At 66.7% G+C, this 14935-nt stretch carries 16 protein-coding genes; 7 read left to right on the top strand and 9 right to left on the bottom strand.

The window, feature by feature from the left end; translation table 11 throughout:
* Positions 1 to 23 precede the first annotated feature (23 nt).
* Together AC3QL3_RS08660 and AC3QL3_RS08665 are read left to right on the top strand one after the other, a co-directional pair.
* Positions 24 to 1460: an MATE family efflux transporter gene (locus AC3QL3_RS08660; RefSeq protein WP_492898027.1), complete on the top strand. Its 1437-nt coding sequence runs from the start codon at positions 24 to 26 to the stop codon at positions 1458 to 1460.
* Positions 1461 to 1574: 114 nt separating this feature from the next.
* Positions 1575 to 1892, top strand: a complete 318-nt coding sequence (locus tag AC3QL3_RS08665) for a hypothetical protein (protein WP_492898029.1) — start codon at positions 1575 to 1577, stop codon at positions 1890 to 1892.
* 60 nt (positions 1893 to 1952) lie between these two features.
* Here the strand turns inward: AC3QL3_RS08665 and AC3QL3_RS08670 are convergent, their stop codons facing one another.
* Together AC3QL3_RS08670 and AC3QL3_RS08675 are read right to left on the bottom strand one after the other, a co-directional pair.
* Complete coding sequence (locus tag AC3QL3_RS08670) at positions 1953 to 2864, bottom strand: prohibitin family protein (RefSeq protein ID WP_492898031.1); 912 nt, start codon at positions 2862 to 2864, stop codon at positions 1953 to 1955.
* 133 nt (positions 2865 to 2997) lie between these two features.
* Positions 2998 to 3405 carry a hypothetical protein gene (locus AC3QL3_RS08675; protein WP_492898033.1) on the bottom strand — a complete coding sequence of 136 codons (408 nt, stop codon included), beginning with the start codon at positions 3403 to 3405 and terminating at the stop codon, positions 2998 to 3000.
* A gap of 93 nt (positions 3406 to 3498) precedes the next feature.
* Here AC3QL3_RS08675 and AC3QL3_RS08680 point away from each other — a divergent pair, with 93 nt between their 5' ends.
* Together AC3QL3_RS08680 and AC3QL3_RS08685 are read left to right on the top strand one after the other, a co-directional pair.
* Positions 3499 to 4182 carry a GNAT family N-acetyltransferase gene (locus AC3QL3_RS08680; protein ID WP_492898035.1) on the top strand — a complete coding sequence of 228 codons (684 nt, stop codon included), beginning with the start codon at positions 3499 to 3501 and terminating at the stop codon, positions 4180 to 4182.
* A gap of 95 nt (positions 4183 to 4277) precedes the next feature.
* Positions 4278 to 5126 (top strand): hypothetical protein, encoded by an 849-nt coding sequence (locus tag AC3QL3_RS08685; RefSeq protein ID WP_492898037.1) that lies wholly within the window; start codon positions 4278 to 4280, stop codon positions 5124 to 5126.
* Positions 5127 to 5200: 74 nt separating this feature from the next.
* On the opposite strand, the gene AC3QL3_RS08690 is transcribed toward AC3QL3_RS08685, so the two are convergent.
* The 6 genes from AC3QL3_RS08690 to AC3QL3_RS08715 form a co-directional block, all read right to left on the bottom strand.
* Positions 5201 to 6445 carry a TCR/Tet family MFS transporter gene (locus tag AC3QL3_RS08690; protein WP_492898039.1) on the bottom strand — a complete coding sequence of 415 codons (1245 nt, stop codon included), beginning with the start codon at positions 6443 to 6445 and terminating at the stop codon, positions 5201 to 5203.
* 208 nt (positions 6446 to 6653) lie between these two features.
* On the bottom strand, positions 6654 to 7313 hold the full coding sequence (locus AC3QL3_RS08695) for a dihydrofolate reductase family protein (protein ID WP_492898041.1): 660 nt from the start codon (positions 7311 to 7313) through the stop codon (positions 6654 to 6656).
* 295 nt (positions 7314 to 7608) lie between these two features.
* On the bottom strand, positions 7609 to 8046 hold the full coding sequence (locus AC3QL3_RS08700) for a hypothetical protein (protein ID WP_492898043.1): 438 nt from the start codon (positions 8044 to 8046) through the stop codon (positions 7609 to 7611).
* A gap of 55 nt (positions 8047 to 8101) precedes the next feature.
* On the bottom strand, positions 8102 to 9508 hold the full coding sequence (locus AC3QL3_RS08705) for an amidohydrolase family protein (protein ID WP_492898045.1): 1407 nt from the start codon (positions 9506 to 9508) through the stop codon (positions 8102 to 8104).
* A gap of 94 nt (positions 9509 to 9602) precedes the next feature.
* Positions 9603 to 9962, bottom strand: a complete 360-nt coding sequence (locus tag AC3QL3_RS08710; protein WP_492898046.1) for a DUF1428 domain-containing protein — start codon at positions 9960 to 9962, stop codon at positions 9603 to 9605.
* Between the two features lie 93 nt (positions 9963 to 10055).
* Positions 10056 to 11003: a DMT family transporter gene (locus AC3QL3_RS08715; RefSeq protein ID WP_492898048.1), complete on the bottom strand. Its 948-nt coding sequence runs from the start codon at positions 11001 to 11003 to the stop codon at positions 10056 to 10058.
* 118 nt (positions 11004 to 11121) lie between these two features.
* On the opposite strand from AC3QL3_RS08715, the gene AC3QL3_RS08720 reads away from it, so the two are divergent.
* Positions 11122 to 11931, top strand: a complete 810-nt coding sequence (locus tag AC3QL3_RS08720; protein WP_492898050.1) for an aminotransferase class IV family protein — start codon at positions 11122 to 11124, stop codon at positions 11929 to 11931.
* A gap of 47 nt (positions 11932 to 11978) precedes the next feature.
* Here AC3QL3_RS08720 and AC3QL3_RS08725 read toward each other — a convergent pair whose 3' ends face one another.
* Positions 11979 to 12830 carry a DUF72 domain-containing protein gene (locus AC3QL3_RS08725; protein WP_492898052.1) on the bottom strand — a complete coding sequence of 284 codons (852 nt, stop codon included), beginning with the start codon at positions 12828 to 12830 and terminating at the stop codon, positions 11979 to 11981.
* 148 nt (positions 12831 to 12978) lie between these two features.
* Here AC3QL3_RS08725 and AC3QL3_RS08730 point away from each other — a divergent pair, with 148 nt between their 5' ends.
* Together AC3QL3_RS08730 and AC3QL3_RS08735 are read left to right on the top strand one after the other, a co-directional pair.
* The gene (locus AC3QL3_RS08730) at positions 12979 to 13647 is read left to right on the top strand and encodes a Pr6Pr family membrane protein (RefSeq protein ID WP_492898054.1); all 669 of its coding nucleotides are present in this window, start codon (positions 12979 to 12981) and stop codon (positions 13645 to 13647) included.
* Positions 13648 to 13651: 4 nt separating this feature from the next.
* Complete coding sequence (locus AC3QL3_RS08735; protein ID WP_492898056.1) at positions 13652 to 14929, top strand: NAD(P)/FAD-dependent oxidoreductase; 1278 nt, start codon at positions 13652 to 13654, stop codon at positions 14927 to 14929.
* Positions 14930 to 14935: the final 6 nt, after the last annotated feature.

The raw sequence follows: 14935 nt of genomic DNA on the forward strand, positions 1-14935 counted from the left end.
CGATCGAAGCCAAGGAGTGTGCAATGAGCCAACCAACGCCGGCGCCCCAGTCCGCCGACAACGCCGTCCATCCACCGCAATCGCTGTGGCGTGAGCTGCGCGACGCCGTCCGCGGCACCGACGCCGACTACACCAAGATCCCGTTGCGCCGCGCCGTGTTCCTGTTGGCCGTGCCGATGGTGCTGGAGCTGGTGCTGGAATCGACCTTCGCCGTGGTCGACATTTTCTTCGTCTCCAAGCTCGGCCCCTCGGCCGTCGCCACGGTCGGTCTGACCGAGAGCTACCTGTTCCTGCTTTACGCGGTGGCGATGGGCCTTTCGATGGCGGTGACCGCGGTGGTCGCGCGGCGCATCGGCGAGGGCAAACGCGAAGACGCGGCGATCACTGCGGTGCAGGCGATCTTCATCGCCTTGCTGGTGTCGGTGCTGCCGGCGCTGGTCGGAATTTTCTACGCCAAGGACATGCTGCGCCTGATGGGAGCCGATGCGTGGGCGATCGAGCACGGCTACCGCTACACGCAGTGGATGTTCGGCGGCAACGCGGTGATCCTCCTGCTGTTCGTGATCAACGCGATCTTCCGCGGTGCCGGCGATGCCGCCATCGCGATGCGCGTGCTGTGGTTGTCCAACGGTTTGAACATCCTCTTGTGTCCGCTGCTGATCTTCGGCTTCGGTCCGATACCGGCGCTCGGCATCGAGGGTGCGGCGATCGCCACCAACATCGGGCGCGGCTGCGGCGTGCTGTTCCAGCTGTGGATGCTGTTCCACAGCGGCAAGCACATTCGGGTCAGCCTGCAGCAGCTGGTTTGGCGCGGCGCGATGCTGTGGAACATCGTGCGTACGTCGCTCGGCGGCATCGGCCAGATGATCGTGGCGATGACGGCATGGATCTTCCTCATGCGCATCCTCGCCGCGATCGGCAGCGAGGCGGTGGCCGGGGCGACCATCGCGATCCGCGTCATGATGTTCACGATGATGCCGGCCTGGGGCATGTCCAACGCGGCCGCGACCCTGGTCGGACAGAACCTCGGCGCCGGCCACGCCGGTCGCGCCGAGGCGTCGGTGTGGCGCATCGGTTGGTACAACATGGCCTACCTGATCGTCGTGTCGGTGTTCTTCTTCGCCTTCCCGCAATCCTTGATCGGCTTCTTCACCACCGATGCGGAAGTGATCAAGGTCGGCGCCGAATGGCTGCGCATCCTGTCGTACTCGTTCTTTATCTACGGCTGGTGGATGGTGACGGTGCAGGCGTTCAACGGCGCCGGTGACACCATGACGCCGACCAAGATCAACGCGGTGTTCTTCTGGCTGATCCAGATTCCGCTGTCTTATCTATTGGCGATTCATCTGGGCTGGAAAGAACTGGGCGTGTTTTGGGGCGTGTTCGTGTCGGAGACTTCGGTCGGCTTGTTCACCCTGTGGCTGTTCTCGCGCGGGGGATGGAAGCAGGCGAAGGTCTGAGGAGAGAGGCGGGCGGCCGCGGCAACGCGGCTGCCCTTTGCTTCGAGCCGGAGCGGGCGGTGAGCGCTACTATCGCCGTTGGTCGCTCATAGCCCGCAGTGGAGCCGGTGTTGCATGCACGTCGAATGCACTCGCGAACTGGAAGCCAGCGATCCCGACGCCGACGGCAACTACGACTACCACTACGAGTACGACGTCTATCGCTTCGTCGAAGGGAATATCTGCTTCACCGCGCGCAGCTATACCCATACGCCGGACGAGGCGCACTTTCTGAGTGTCGAGGTGGACGGACGGCGACGTCTTCTTGCCGACGCGGATCTGAGTCACCCTTTGTTTCTCGCCGCGTCGGCGCATTTGCGCAGCGTCGGCAAGGGCGGTGTGAACTGGCTGAGTGGCCGCGGCAACGGCTACGAGGCGGTGCCTCGAACGTGAGGCGGCGCGCAGGTGCTCGTGGTCGCCTCGCCATTGAGCAGTAGCGGATTGAGTCGCTCGTTAGTTGCTCTTCTGCGGATCGAAGAACGGAATCGGCGTGCCCGCATAGATATTGGTCGGCAGCTGCCCGTTCCATTTCTCCGCCTTGGTGCGCTCGACTTCGATGCGGCGCAGTTCCAGCACTTCCTTGCTGCGCGCGAGCGCCTCGTTCTGCACGCGCAATGCTTCGGCTTGCGCGTTGGCGGCCTTGATCGTCGCGTAGGCTTCGCCGTCGGCCTGTGCTTTCAGCGCGTTCGCCTCGGCTTCGGCCACGGCGACCTTCTGCTTCTGCTCGGCTTCGACCGTGCGCACCTTGTTCTCGGCGGCGAGGCGCAGCTGTTCCTGCGTCACCTTGTCATTGATCGCCTTCATGTAGCTCTCGGAGAAGGCGAAGGTGCGCATGTCGATGTTGATGACTTGCGCGCCGTACTTTTCCAGCTTCTGACGCAGGTGCTCGAGGATGTCGTTGGAGACTTGCGCGCGCTTGGAAATCAAATCCGGCGCGTTGTAACGCGCGGTGACGGCCTTGAACACTTCCTGCGTGGCGGTCTGCACGTACGAGGACAGGTCGCCGTTGTGGCTGTACTTCTCGTACACCTCGCTGACGCGGTCGGGCAGGATCGAGTAGCGCACGGTCAGGTCGGTGTCGACCGGCTGGGTGTCGCTGGTGGAGCCGGTGGCCTTGTCGATGTGCGCCGCCTCGGCGCGCACCGAAAACAGATTCACGTTCTGCCACGGCGGCACGAACACCAGGCCTTCCGATTCGATGCCCTTGATCGCGCCGAATTGCGTGCGCACGCCGCGCGAGCCGGTCGGCACCTGGCGGAACGGCCAGAACACCCACAGCAACGCCGCGACGACGCCAACGACGATCGCGTCACGGACGATTTTTTCGGGCAGCAACTGGCCGTTCTGGCTGCGATAGCGCGACATGCGAGTTCCCCTTCAAGCAGTGCGGAGATGGAGCGAATCCTATGAGCGTAGCACGCGCGAACGGAGCCGGCGGCGCCGTATCGGAGCGGCAACGCAGACGATTCGGCTCGTTCGGATCGAACGGATGCGCCGGCTACGCCGGCCTGACCAGAGCCGCCAGCTTCTTCGGCGCGAGCACGCAATAGCTCTCGGTCAGCAATTCCTCGATTTCGTCCCAGTCCGCATTCGCGTCGAGACGCAAGCCGAGGATGTCGGCGAACCAGACCGGTTTGAAGAACGGCGCACGCCGAAATTTCGGCAGTTCGAGTCGCGCGATCGGGAGGCGGAAGGTCAGCACCGTAAGCGGCCCCAAACTGCCGGCCGCTTCGGCGTAGGCCGGTGGCCACCCGGCGTCGATGACGAGCGCGTGCGCGAAGTTCTTCTTCGCCACGCACCAGCGCGTTCCGGCCCAGGCCGCTTCCTCGGCTGCCTCCGGCAGGCCCAGGCAAATCGCGCGCAGCTTGATCAGGACCTCCGCCGCGATCTCGGGACCTGCGCTCATGCTCGCTCCTCCGCATCGACGCTAGCGCCAGCTTAGCGTGCACCTGCCGCTCGACGCATTGACCGGCCGCGCCAGCGCCGACACCATGTTCGGATGAAGCAAACCGGGCTCGACAATCCGTTCTGGTCGGCGTTGACCAGCATCCATGCCGACTTGGCCCTGCGCTCGGGTGAAGTGCTGCGTTATCCGCCGCCGTACGCGCCGTTTCTCGGCGTGCCCGTGGCACAGGCCGATGTGCAGAACGATCTCGAAGCTCTGGTCGCCCCGGGCGAGAGCGTCTATCTGCTCGGCGTCGTACCGCAGCTGCCGCAAGGCTGGACGTTGCAAGCGTTCCGGCCGCTGGCGCAGATGATCTGCGAGACGCCGGTCGCCGAGGTCGAGGGACCGCCGATCGTCGAGTTGTCGGCCGAGCATCGCAGCGACGTGCTCGCGCTGACCGCGCTGGTCTATCCGCACTATTTTCGCGAACGCACGATGGAGATGGGGCGCTACTTCGGTATCTACGAAGGCGCGCGGCTCGCCGCGATGATCGGCGAGCGGCTCGGTACGCACAGCGCGCGCGAGATGAGCGCGATCTGCACGCATCCCGATTTCGCCGGCCGCGGCTACGCGCGGCGGCTGACCGCGATGCTGAGCAACGACACGCTGCGCCAAGGGCGGCTGCCGTTCCTGCACGTGAGCTACGAGAATCCGCGCGCGCTGCATCTGTACGAGCAGCTCGGTTTTCGTTTATGCCGCGACATTCCGTTCTGGTCGCTGCGACGCGAAGGCGTGTAGTCCGGGCGAGGAAGGCTGTCGAGTCTCACTCGAACACTTCTGCGCAAAATCAATTTGTTGCTATCCTGCACGCGTATCCCTGGGGAGGGAGCGTCATGGCTATCCGTGCCGTGGTGTGCAAGCTCGTCGTGGTTCTGCTCGCTCTGTCGATGCCGCCGTTCGCCCAGGCCGGCACGCCGCTCGGTGTCTGTCTGCCCAGCGGCAACGGCGACAATCTCAGCTCGGACAGCTGCCCCTGCGCCGGCAATTCCGATTGCCTCGGCGTCTGTCTCGGTTCGACGCACCTGTGCTCCGGAGCCACCGATCCCGATCCGCCGATTTGCGCCGCGCCGGGCAATCAGGCCAATGTCAGCGCGGACGGCTGCCCGTGCAGCGCCAACTCCGACTGCGTCGGCGTTTGTCAGGGCAGCACGTTCCGCTGTTCGGGCGCGACCACGGTCGATCCGCCGATCTGCGTGATGCCCGGCAGCGGCGGCGATCTGAGCGCGGACGGCTGTCCGTGCGAGTCCAACAACGATTGCAGCGGCAATTGCAGCTTCTTCACCCATACTTGCGGTGGCGTGGTTGGCCGCGTGCGCGCGACGCCAGCGGCCATTTCCGGCCTCGCCTCGGCAGACATCGAGGTCGGACAGAACGTCGTCGACGCCGCCGGCGTCTCGGGCACCACGTACACCGCTTCGCGCGTCACCTTCACCCTGTACGGTCCAGGCCAGCCGCAATGCGGCGGCAGCTCGCTGTTCTTCGCCAGCGCGCCGATCGATGCGAACACGACCATCACGTCGGCACCGTTCACCACCGCCACGCCCGGCAAACACCGCTGGATCGCGGCGTATTCCGGCAACGCCTGGACGCTGTCGGCGCGCACCGATTGCGCCGATCCGCTGCAGCACGTCTACGTGAACGCGTTCGACGCGATCTTCCACGACGATTTCGATCCACGCTGAGCACGGCGCCGGCCGCTGCGTTGCACACGGCAACGCAGCGGCACGACGCGCCGAACGGGCGCGGTACGACTGACTCACTCGGCTGCGGCAATCGCCTCTCGCCCCGCACGGCGCGCGACGTGCGCGCCGATCAAGGCGCTCGCGAACAACACCAGCGCGGCGATCAGGAACGCCGCACCCGGATGCGGGAACGGCGCCTCGGGTCCGATCGAGGCGGCGTAGACGCTGCCGAAGAACAGCGGCGAAATCACGCCGGCGATGCTGCCGGCGCTGTTGTTGGCACCTTGCAGCTGGCCTTGCTCCGACTCGGACACGCGCTGGGTCATCAGCGACTGCAAGGTCGGCATCGCCAACGCCCACACCGCGTTCGGGATCAGCGCCAGCGTGAACATGAGCGCGTTCGGCGCCAACCCCATGCAGGCGATGCCGATGCTGCCGGCGATCAGGCCGAACACCATCACACGGCGATCGCCGAAGCGTTTCACGACCGGGCCGGTCAGCACACCCTGCACGATCAGTTCGAGCAGGCCGGCCAAGGCCAGCAGCAGGCCGACCTGCCAGGCGTTCAAGCCGTAGCGATAGCCGGCGTACAGCACGAACACCGCCGAGAACACGTGGTGGGCGAAGTAGAGCAGGAAATTCACCACCGCCAAGCCCTTCAGCTCGGCGTGCGAACGCAGCAAGCGCAGCGCACCGAGCGGATTGGCGCGCTGCCACGAGAACGGCATGCGCCGTTCCGGCGGTAGCGACTCGGGCAGGATGAAGGCGCCGTACAGGAACGCGATGCCGCTCATCGCGGCCGCGGTCCAGAACGGCGCCCGCGGCGACCATTGGCCGAGCACGCCGCCGAGCAGGGGACCGGCGACGAAGCCGGCACTGAACGCGGCACCAATCAGACCGTAGCCGCGCGCGCGGTTTTCCGGCGTGGTGATGTCGGCCATGTAGGCGTTGACGGTGGTGAAGCTGGCCGAGGTGATGCCGGCGACGATGCGTCCGAACGCCAGCCACCAGAGGTTCGGCGCGACCGCCATCAGCACGTAGTCGGCGGCGAGGCCGGCGGTGGAGATGAGGATCACCGGTCGCCGGCCGTACTGGTCGGAGAGCGAGCCGATGATCGGCGAGGCGACGAACTGCATCAGCGCCCACAACGCGACGAACACGCCGTTGATGATGCCGGCACGTGCGCTGGAACCGGAAAACTGTTCGATCAGCGGCGGCAGCACGGGGATGACGATGCCCATGGCGACGATGTCGAGCATGGCGGTGACGAGAATGAACGCGATCGCGGCCTTGCCGGCGCGAAAGGCAGGAAATGACATGATTGGATTGATCCGAGGCGTGCGCGCGCAGAGGGCGCGCGAAAGAAAACGAGCGGACGCGTAGGGCGTCCGCCGATGCGCTATTTAGATGCTGAAGACACTTTTCATAGCGGCAAGCCTCGAACAGGTGTTGCGAGGGCGCGGATCATACACGAGCGCGCGACTCGCGCAAACGCAGCGAGTCGCGTTTCGTTCGGCGCGAAGTCCGCTACGACGCGGTCAGCGCGCGTCGCCGCGCGAGTTCGTCCGGGCGCGCTTGCTCGAGCTGGAACGAGCCGTAACTCGGCTTGCCCACGCGGCGATACAGATGGATCGCGACGCCGGTGCTCGACATGATCGTATCGGTCAAGGTCAGCGCGCTCGGCATCGCGCCGGCGCCGAACAGACGCTTGCCGCGGCCGAGCACGAGCGGGAACACCCACAACCGGAATTCGTCGATCAGGTCGTGCCGCAGCAGGCTCTGGATCAGCTCGCCGCTGCCGATCACTTGCAGTTCGCGGCCGGGCTGGCGCTTGAGCCTTGCGACCTCGGCGGCGAGATCGGCGCCGAGCCGCGTCGAGTTGTTCCAGCTGAGCGTGTCGAGCGTGCGCGAGGCGACGTACTTGGGTACGCGATTCAGCTTGGCCGCGATGCGGTCTTCGTCGCCGATGTGCGGCCAATGGGCGGCGAAGATCTCGTACGTCTTGCGGCCGAGCAGGATCGCATCGGCCGCCTCGGACCAGCCGGCCACCAGCTCGCCCATGCGCTCGTCGAAGTGCGGTACCAGCCAGCCGCCGTGTTCGAAACCGCCGCTGCGGTCCTCGTCCGCGCCGCCGGGCGCCTGCATGACACCGTCCAAGGTCAGGAACGTTCCTACCACCAGTTTCATCGCGAGGCCTCATGATCGGAAGGGGTTCATCCGTATGACGAGCGAGGGCGAGCCAGATCGACGCCCGGACGCATCGACCGCTTCCTAGACGCGCCGGCAAGCCGAGAGTTCGCACGGGGATTTCGATCCGATGTCAGTGTGGTCCGGCGTTTAACGGGACCTTCACAGCCGTCGGTGGGAACAAGGCGACGGCCGGCAACGCGCGATGGGCGCGACAGATTTTCAACGCGATCCGACCGAGCGGCGCAATTCTCGAAGGCGGTTTCGACAACGCCGTGTGCGGTCGGGCAGCCGCCTATTCGCGCCGCACCGGGCTCGATCCCGGCTCGGACCTCGCACTGAGACGCGCCTGGATTTCGCCGACCGCGCGCTGCCGCGCACGTGCGGCCTGGCGCTCGGCCCAGCGCTTGAGCACGCGCGCGCGGCGCGCGCCGTTCTGCGGATCGCGCACCGCGTCTTCCAGGCGCGCGAGCAGGGCGTCGACGTTCTCGCGCGAAGGCTCGCCGTCGGCGCGCGCACCCGACCAGAGGTCGATCCATTCGTCGAAGCGTTCGCCCCAGCGCAACACCAGGCGCAGATAGCGCGGCTCGCTTTCCTTCAAGAAGATGATGTCGATCAGCGCGGCGATCAGGGTCACCGGTACCAGCGCCAGATCGCGCGCAGCGCCGAGCCACAGCTTCAGCTGCAGCAGCGCGACCGCGCGGATCAGCACCTGCGTCTTGTCGTCGTTCACCCCGGCCATCCGCCCAGACTAGTCCGTTTTATGGGCGCTGGGAATGCGCCGGAGGTCAAGGTGTGCCGGCTTCGCGGCGCGGTAGCACGGCGCGCTCGTAGCTGGCGCCGACCTCGTCGAGCAAGGCTTGCAGATCGGCGCGCGCGTACCACTTGCCGGCCGCCATCACACCGAGCGGCTTGCGCAGGGCGGCGAGGTCGTCGAGCGGATTGCTCTCGAGCAAGAGCAGATCGGCGCGCTGGCCCGGCGCGATCGTGCCGAACGGCTCGGCTGTCGGCGCCGCGCGGCGGATCAGCTCGCCCGGCGTGCGCGTGGCGGTGGCGAGCGCGCGATAGCGGCTGAGGCCGGCTTGTTCGAGCGCGCGCAGATCCTCGTGCAGCGAATAACCCGAGGCGATGCCGGGGATGGTCGGCGCGTCGGTGCCGGCGATCAGCGGGATGTCGGCGTCGCTCAGTGCCTTGGCGAAGCGCTTCAAGAAATCCAATCGTGCATCGAGGCTGCCCTGACGCTTGGCATAGCCGCTGCCGGCCCATTCGATGCGCTGCTGCGGCGCCAGGTAGCGTGTCTCCGGCCGCTGCAGGAAGCCGGCGACGACCTCGGGCTTGCCCCATTGCCGCGCGATCGCGGCGTAGGTGGCGAGGTCGGCGGTGACGAAGGCGCGATCGCGGCGCAGCAATTCGACCGCGGCGGGAATGCGCTGCACGTCGGGCGGTGCATCGCCGCTGTCCACGTTCGGATCGGCGAAGTAGGCGTAGAGGAACTCCTCCAGGTGCGCGACCATCAACTGGCCGGCGTCGAGCTGGCGCTGCAAGCCGACGCTGGTGACGCCGTGGCCGACCACGGCCAGACCTTGCGCGCGGCATTCCTCAATCAGCGCCGCGAACACCTCGGCGGAAAGATTGTTGTAGACCTTGATGAACTCGTAGCCGTTGGTCTTGGCCAGGCGCACGATCCAGCGCGCTTCGTCCGCGTTGGTCACGGTGAAGTGGCCGTAACGCTGCGAGCCGTCGACCACGAAGGCGGCGTAGACGTGCGGCCCCGGCCGCTTGCCGGTGTGGATCGCCGGGCGCACCTGGCCGATGAATCCGTTCGAGGCCTCGCCCATGTTGAGTACGCTGGTCACGCCGTTGGCGAGGTAGACCTTCATCTCGTTGCCGGTGTCGGCGTGCGTGTGCATGTCGGCCAGGCCCGGCGTCAGCCAGCTGCGGCCGCGGCCTTCGATCACGCGCGCGCCTTGGGGAACCGGCAGCTTTGCGCCGATCGCCTCGATGCGGCCGTCGCGCACCAGCACGGTCTGATGCGACAGCACGCGCTCGCTGTCCATCGGAATCACGTTGACGTCGACGAAGGCGGCGACGGCGGCTTGCGTCGGTGTCGGCGTCGCGGCCGGCTCGGCCAAGGCCGGCAGACTCAGGAATGGCAGCGAAGCAAGGATGAACAGGCGAACGAAGGAACGATTCAAAGCCGCTTTCCGAAGTCGTAGGAGCAGATGCCTCTTCGATGCATCGAAGAGGCATCGGGTTTGTAGAGCGGCGCTGCGCAGAGCGGCGCTGCGCTCAGAGGTCGATGATCGGCTTGAAGCCGCCCCAGAACATGCGCATGCCGTCGAACGGCAGCTTCTTCGGATCGCTCATGTCGGCCAGGCGCGGATCGGCCATCACCTTGGCCACGATGCGGTTGCGCTCGGCGCGCGACTTGTACACGACCCACGAAAACACCACCACCTCGCCCGGCTTGAGCTTGACCGCCTGGGGGAACGAGGTGACCTTGCCGGCTTTGACGTCGTCGGCGACGCATTCGACGTAGTGCAGTGCGCCATGGTCGCGCCAGACCTTGCCGGCGCGGCGCGCGAGGCGGCGGTAGGCCGGCAGATTGGCTTTCGGGACCGCGAGGACGAAACCGTCGACGTAAGACATGACTTGCTCCTGCTCAGGGACCGCCGGGAGGCGGCCTTCTAGGATGCGACGAACCGCGGTCGGCGAAATCGACAAGGCCGGGGACGGGCGATCTCATTCAGCGACGCTCTTCGCCTCGGCCGTGGCCAGCAGCTCCGGCTGGCTGATCCTGCGCGGGCGTGAGATCAGCGGATGCACGAACACGACGCCGAGGATGATCGCCGCGCCGGCGTAGAACATCGGCGTGAGTTCTTTCTGTTCGCCGAGCAGGATCGCCGCCAGCACGATCGCGTAGACCGGTTCGAGATTGGTCGCCAGCTGAGCGGCGAACGCGCTCATGTGACGCAGAGCGACGAGCGACAAAGTGAACGGGAGCAAGGTGCAGGCCAGCGCCAGCGCGAGCAGGTAGGCGCCGTCGCGCAGGTTCGGCAGCACGAAGGGATCGCCGCCGAGCGCAGGATGCAGCAGCGCCAAGAGCGGCGCGAGCAGCATCAGCGCGAGCGCACCGGCGCCGAGTTCGAGGCCGGTCACCGCGAGCGCGTCGCCGTGCTCGACCATGCGTTTGTTGAGCGAGCCGAACAAAGCGACCAGTACCGCCGAAACGGTGCCGACCAAAAGACCCAGCCGCATCTCGCTCGGCAGACCGCCGGCGACCAGAGCGACGCCGGGCAGCACGGCGATGCCGAGCAGAAGTTCGCGCATCGAGAAGCGGCGGCGTGCCAGCTTGGGTTCGATCAGTGCGGTGAACGGCGTCGCCAGCGCGATGCAGGTCGCGCCGACCGATGCGTTGGCGAGCTTGATCGAGCCGTAGAAAGTCAGCCAATGCAGCGCGACCAGCACGCCGATGCCGGCATAGGCGAGTTTGGCGCGGCCGGAAATCGCACGCAGCCCGCGCCACGCGCGCGGCAGCAGCGCCAATGCGGCGACCACCAGCAGCATGCGCCACCACACCAGCGGCAGCGCGTCGAGCGTGATCAGCTTGCCGAAGATCGCGGTGAAGCCCCACAGGAGCACGCAGAAGTGGATCTGCCATTGGGCTTTGGCGGTAGGCGAGAGAGGCATGGCGATCGAGGTCGGCGAGGGCGGCTTGTAGCGGGTCGAACCCGCCATCCTAGCGCGGCCGCGAACGCCGCGCTGGCTCCGATTGCTCTCGCCGGTCTGCGCGCCCGACAATCGCGCGATGAACCGAACCGAGCACCCTCGCATCGAACTCAACGGCGAACCGGCCACGCTCGACGACCTGCGCGCGCCGGTGCTGCAGAACTACGGCCACTTCACCTCGATGCAGGTGCGCGAGGGCGGCGTGCGCGGGCTCGGCTTGCATCTGCGGCGTCTGCAGCAGGCGACGCAGGAACTGTTCGGCCACGCGCTCGATCCCGACGAGCTGCGCACCTGGATGCGTCGCGCCGCCGGTGACGCGGCCACTTTGTCCTTGCGCGTGAACGTGTTCTCGCGCGCCTTCGACCGCGACTACCCCTTGCGTCCGGCCGCGCCGGACGTGCTGATCACGACCGCTGCGGCGCGCACCATCGCGGCCACACCGCTGCGCGTGGGCAGCGTGAATTACTTGCGCGAAGCGCCACACATCAAGCACGTCGGCACCTTCGGGCTGTTCCATCAGCGCCGGCTGGCGCAGGCGCGCGGTTACGACGACGCCTTGTTCGTCGGCTTTGATGGCGCGATCGCTGAAGGCAGCATCTGGAACGTCGGCTTCTTCGACGGCGACGGCGTGGTTTGGCCCGACGCGCCGATGCTCAACGGCATTTCCATGCAGCTGTTGCAGGCCGGATTGCGCCTGCGCGGCATCACCTCGGTCACTCGGCGCGTCGAGCTGGCCGAACTCGGCACGTTGCGTGGTGCGTTCTTCACCAATGCGTCCTGCACGGCGGTGCCGCTCGCCGCGATCGACGAGGTGATGTTTCGGCACGATCCGAGTGTGTTGGAATCGCTCGAACATGCGATGGCGACGCAGCCGTACGAGCCGCTTTGACGAGGGAGCGGCGCCTGCGCGGCAGATGAGGCGATGCGGGTTGCGGATCAGCCGTTCTTGCGCAGACGCTCGATCAGACCCATCGCCGCATGCGGCGCGCGCTCTTTGGCGCCGTTGATGAAATAGAGGAAGACTTCGCGCGGTGCGGCCGGCGCCTTTGCCGGCAGCACGCGCGGCAAATCATCCGGCTCGCCGCCGGCGGCCCAGGCGCTCGCACGCGCGGCCCAGCGATCGAGCGCGGCCGGCGCGTAGCCGCTCGCGATCTTGGCGTCGCTGCACATCAGTCGCGCATAGACGAAGTCGCCGGTGACGTCGGCGAAGGAGGGGTACTTCGGCGAATCGGTGAACACCGTCGCGACGCGATGCCGGCGAGCGAGTTCGAGGTACTCAGTACTGCGGAAGCTCGGATGGCGCACTTCGACCACGTGGCGCAGCGCGCGGCCTTCCAGTTTGGGAGGGAGCAAATCGAGAAAAGCGCCGAAGTCGTCCGCGTCGAACGCCTTGTCCGGCCGGAACTGCCAGTTGATCGGGCCGAGGCGGTCACCGAGTTCGGCCAGGCCGCCCTCGATGAAATCGGTGACCGTCTTGCCGGCGTCGGCGAGTACGCGCCGTTCGGTCGCGTAACGCGGCGCTTTCAGCGAAAAGACGAAACCGTCCGGTGTTTCCGCACGCCATTTCGCGTACACGGCCGGCTTTTGCGCACCGTAGTAGGTGCCGTTGATCTCGATCGTGGTCAAGGCGCGGCTGGCGAATTCGAGTTCGCGCCGCTGCACCAGCTTGGCCGGATAGAAGTTGTCGCGCCACGGCGCATAGGTCCAGCCGCCGATGCCGACGCGCACGCCGGCGCCGGCATCGGAGGACGTGGCGAACAGGTCGGGAGCGGGTTTGGATTTGGGCATCGGGGCGGTCCGATCGATAGAGGCTTAGTTCGATTTGCGTGGCTTTGTGCGCTGCTCCGAGTGGGCGTAGGTGAGGCTCGATACCATCACCGCCGCCGCAATGCGCTGCGGCTATGATGAGGCGTTCCGTCACGAAAGCGAAGCTCGCATGTCGAAGTCCGCTCGTCTGCTCGCGGTCGCGATCGCCACGGTCGCTTGGGCCGCGCTGATCGTGCAGTACTTTCTGTTCGTGGTCGGTACCTGGGACGATTTCGGTCCCGCGCTCGCCACGCTGCGCTACTTCAGCTTCTTCACCATTCTGAGCAATGTCCTGGTCGCGCTGACGACGAGCTTCGCGCTCGGCCGGCGCGACTCGCGCGTTCGTCGTTTCTTCGCCGCCGCATCGTTGCGTGGCGGTGTCGCGTTATTCATCGCCGTGGCCGGCCTGATTTACTTCTTCCTGCTGCGATCGACCTGGATGCCGACCGGCCCGCAATGGCTGGTCGACAAGGTGCTGCACTACGGCACGCCGCTTTCGTATCTGGCGTGGTGGCTGCTCGGCGTCGAGCACGGCGCGTTGCGCTGGAGCGATCCGCTGCGCTGGCTACTGTTTCCGATCGCCTTCTTCGGCTGGTTGCTACTGCAAGGCGCCTGGGCGCACTGGTATCCGTATCCGTTCCTCGACGTCGACGCGCTCGGGCTCGCCACGGTGCTGCGCAACGGCGTCGGTATCGGCGTGCTGTTCGTCGCACTCGGTCTGTTGATCGTCGCGCTCGATCGCGCGCTGGCCGCGCGTGCGAGTCCGCTGCCGCCGACGTCGGGTGATCGGGCAGAATGAGCGCATGAACGCATCCGATGCTTCGACGGCGCACACGCCGCACGTTTTGATTCTCGGCGGCGGCTTCGGTGGGCTGTGGGCGACGCGCGCGCTGGCCTCGGCGCCGGTGCGCATCACCTTGGTCGATCGCACCAACCACCACTTGTTCCAGCCGCTGCTGTACCAGGTCGCGATGGCCGGCTTGTCTTCGCCGGACATCGCAGCGCCGTTGCGCCACATTCTGCGCGGGCAGCGCAACGTCACGGTGCTGATGGACGAAGCGACCGGCATCGACGTCGGCGCACGTCGCGTGAGTTTTTCCGGGCACGCGCTCGACTACGATTTTCTCGTCGTCGCCACCGGTGCGCGCCACGCCTACTTCGGCCACGACGAATGGGCTGCGCACGCGCCCGGATTGAAAACGCTCGACGATGCGTTCTTCATCCGCCGCCACATGCTGGAAGCGTTCGAGATCGCCGAGCGCGAGAACGATCCGGCGCTGCGCGCCGAGTGGCTCAACTTCGTCATCATCGGCGGCGGTCCGACCGGCGTCGAACTGGCTGGGACCCTGGCCGAGATCGCACGACACACGCTACCGCGCGAGTTTCGTCATAGCGATCCGCGCACGGCCAACGTGCATCTGATCGAAGCGGGACCGCGCGTGCTGCCGTCGATGCCCGAATCCTTGTCGGAGAATGCGCGCACGCAGCTGCAGCGGCTCGGTGTGGAGGTGTCGACCGGGCAGGCGGTGACTGCGATCGACGCGCGCGGCGTGATGCTCGGCGAGCGCCGCATCGTCGCGCGCACGGTGCTGTGGGCGGCCGGCGTCGCGGCCTCGCCGCTCGGTGCGCAGCTCGGCGCCGAGCGCGATCGCGCCGGACGCGTCAAGGTCGAGCCGGATTTGTCGGTGCCGGGACATCCGGAAGTGTTCGTGATCGGCGATCTCGCCAGCCTGACGCAGGACGGCAAGCCGGTGCCCGGCGTGGCGCCGGCGGCCAAGCAGATGGGCAGCTACGTCGGCCAGGCGATACGCGCGCGCCTGGCCGGGCGTGCGCCGGCGCCGTTCCGTTATCGCGACTACGGCAATCTCGCCACCATCGGCCGCCTGGCCGCGGTGGTCGACCTGCGCGGCCTGCGTCTGTCGGGCATGTTCGCCTGGCTGTTCTGGCTGATCGCGCACGTGTTCTTCTTGATCGGTTTTCGCAATCGCATCGCCGTGTTGTGGGAGTGGATCTGGTCGTACTTCACCTACCAGCGTCACGCCCGCATCATCATCGGCAACCGTCGCGACGAACGCCGCTGAAGTCGT

It is taken from the genome of Dokdonella sp. GW821-FHT11D02 (assembly GCF_058808595.1).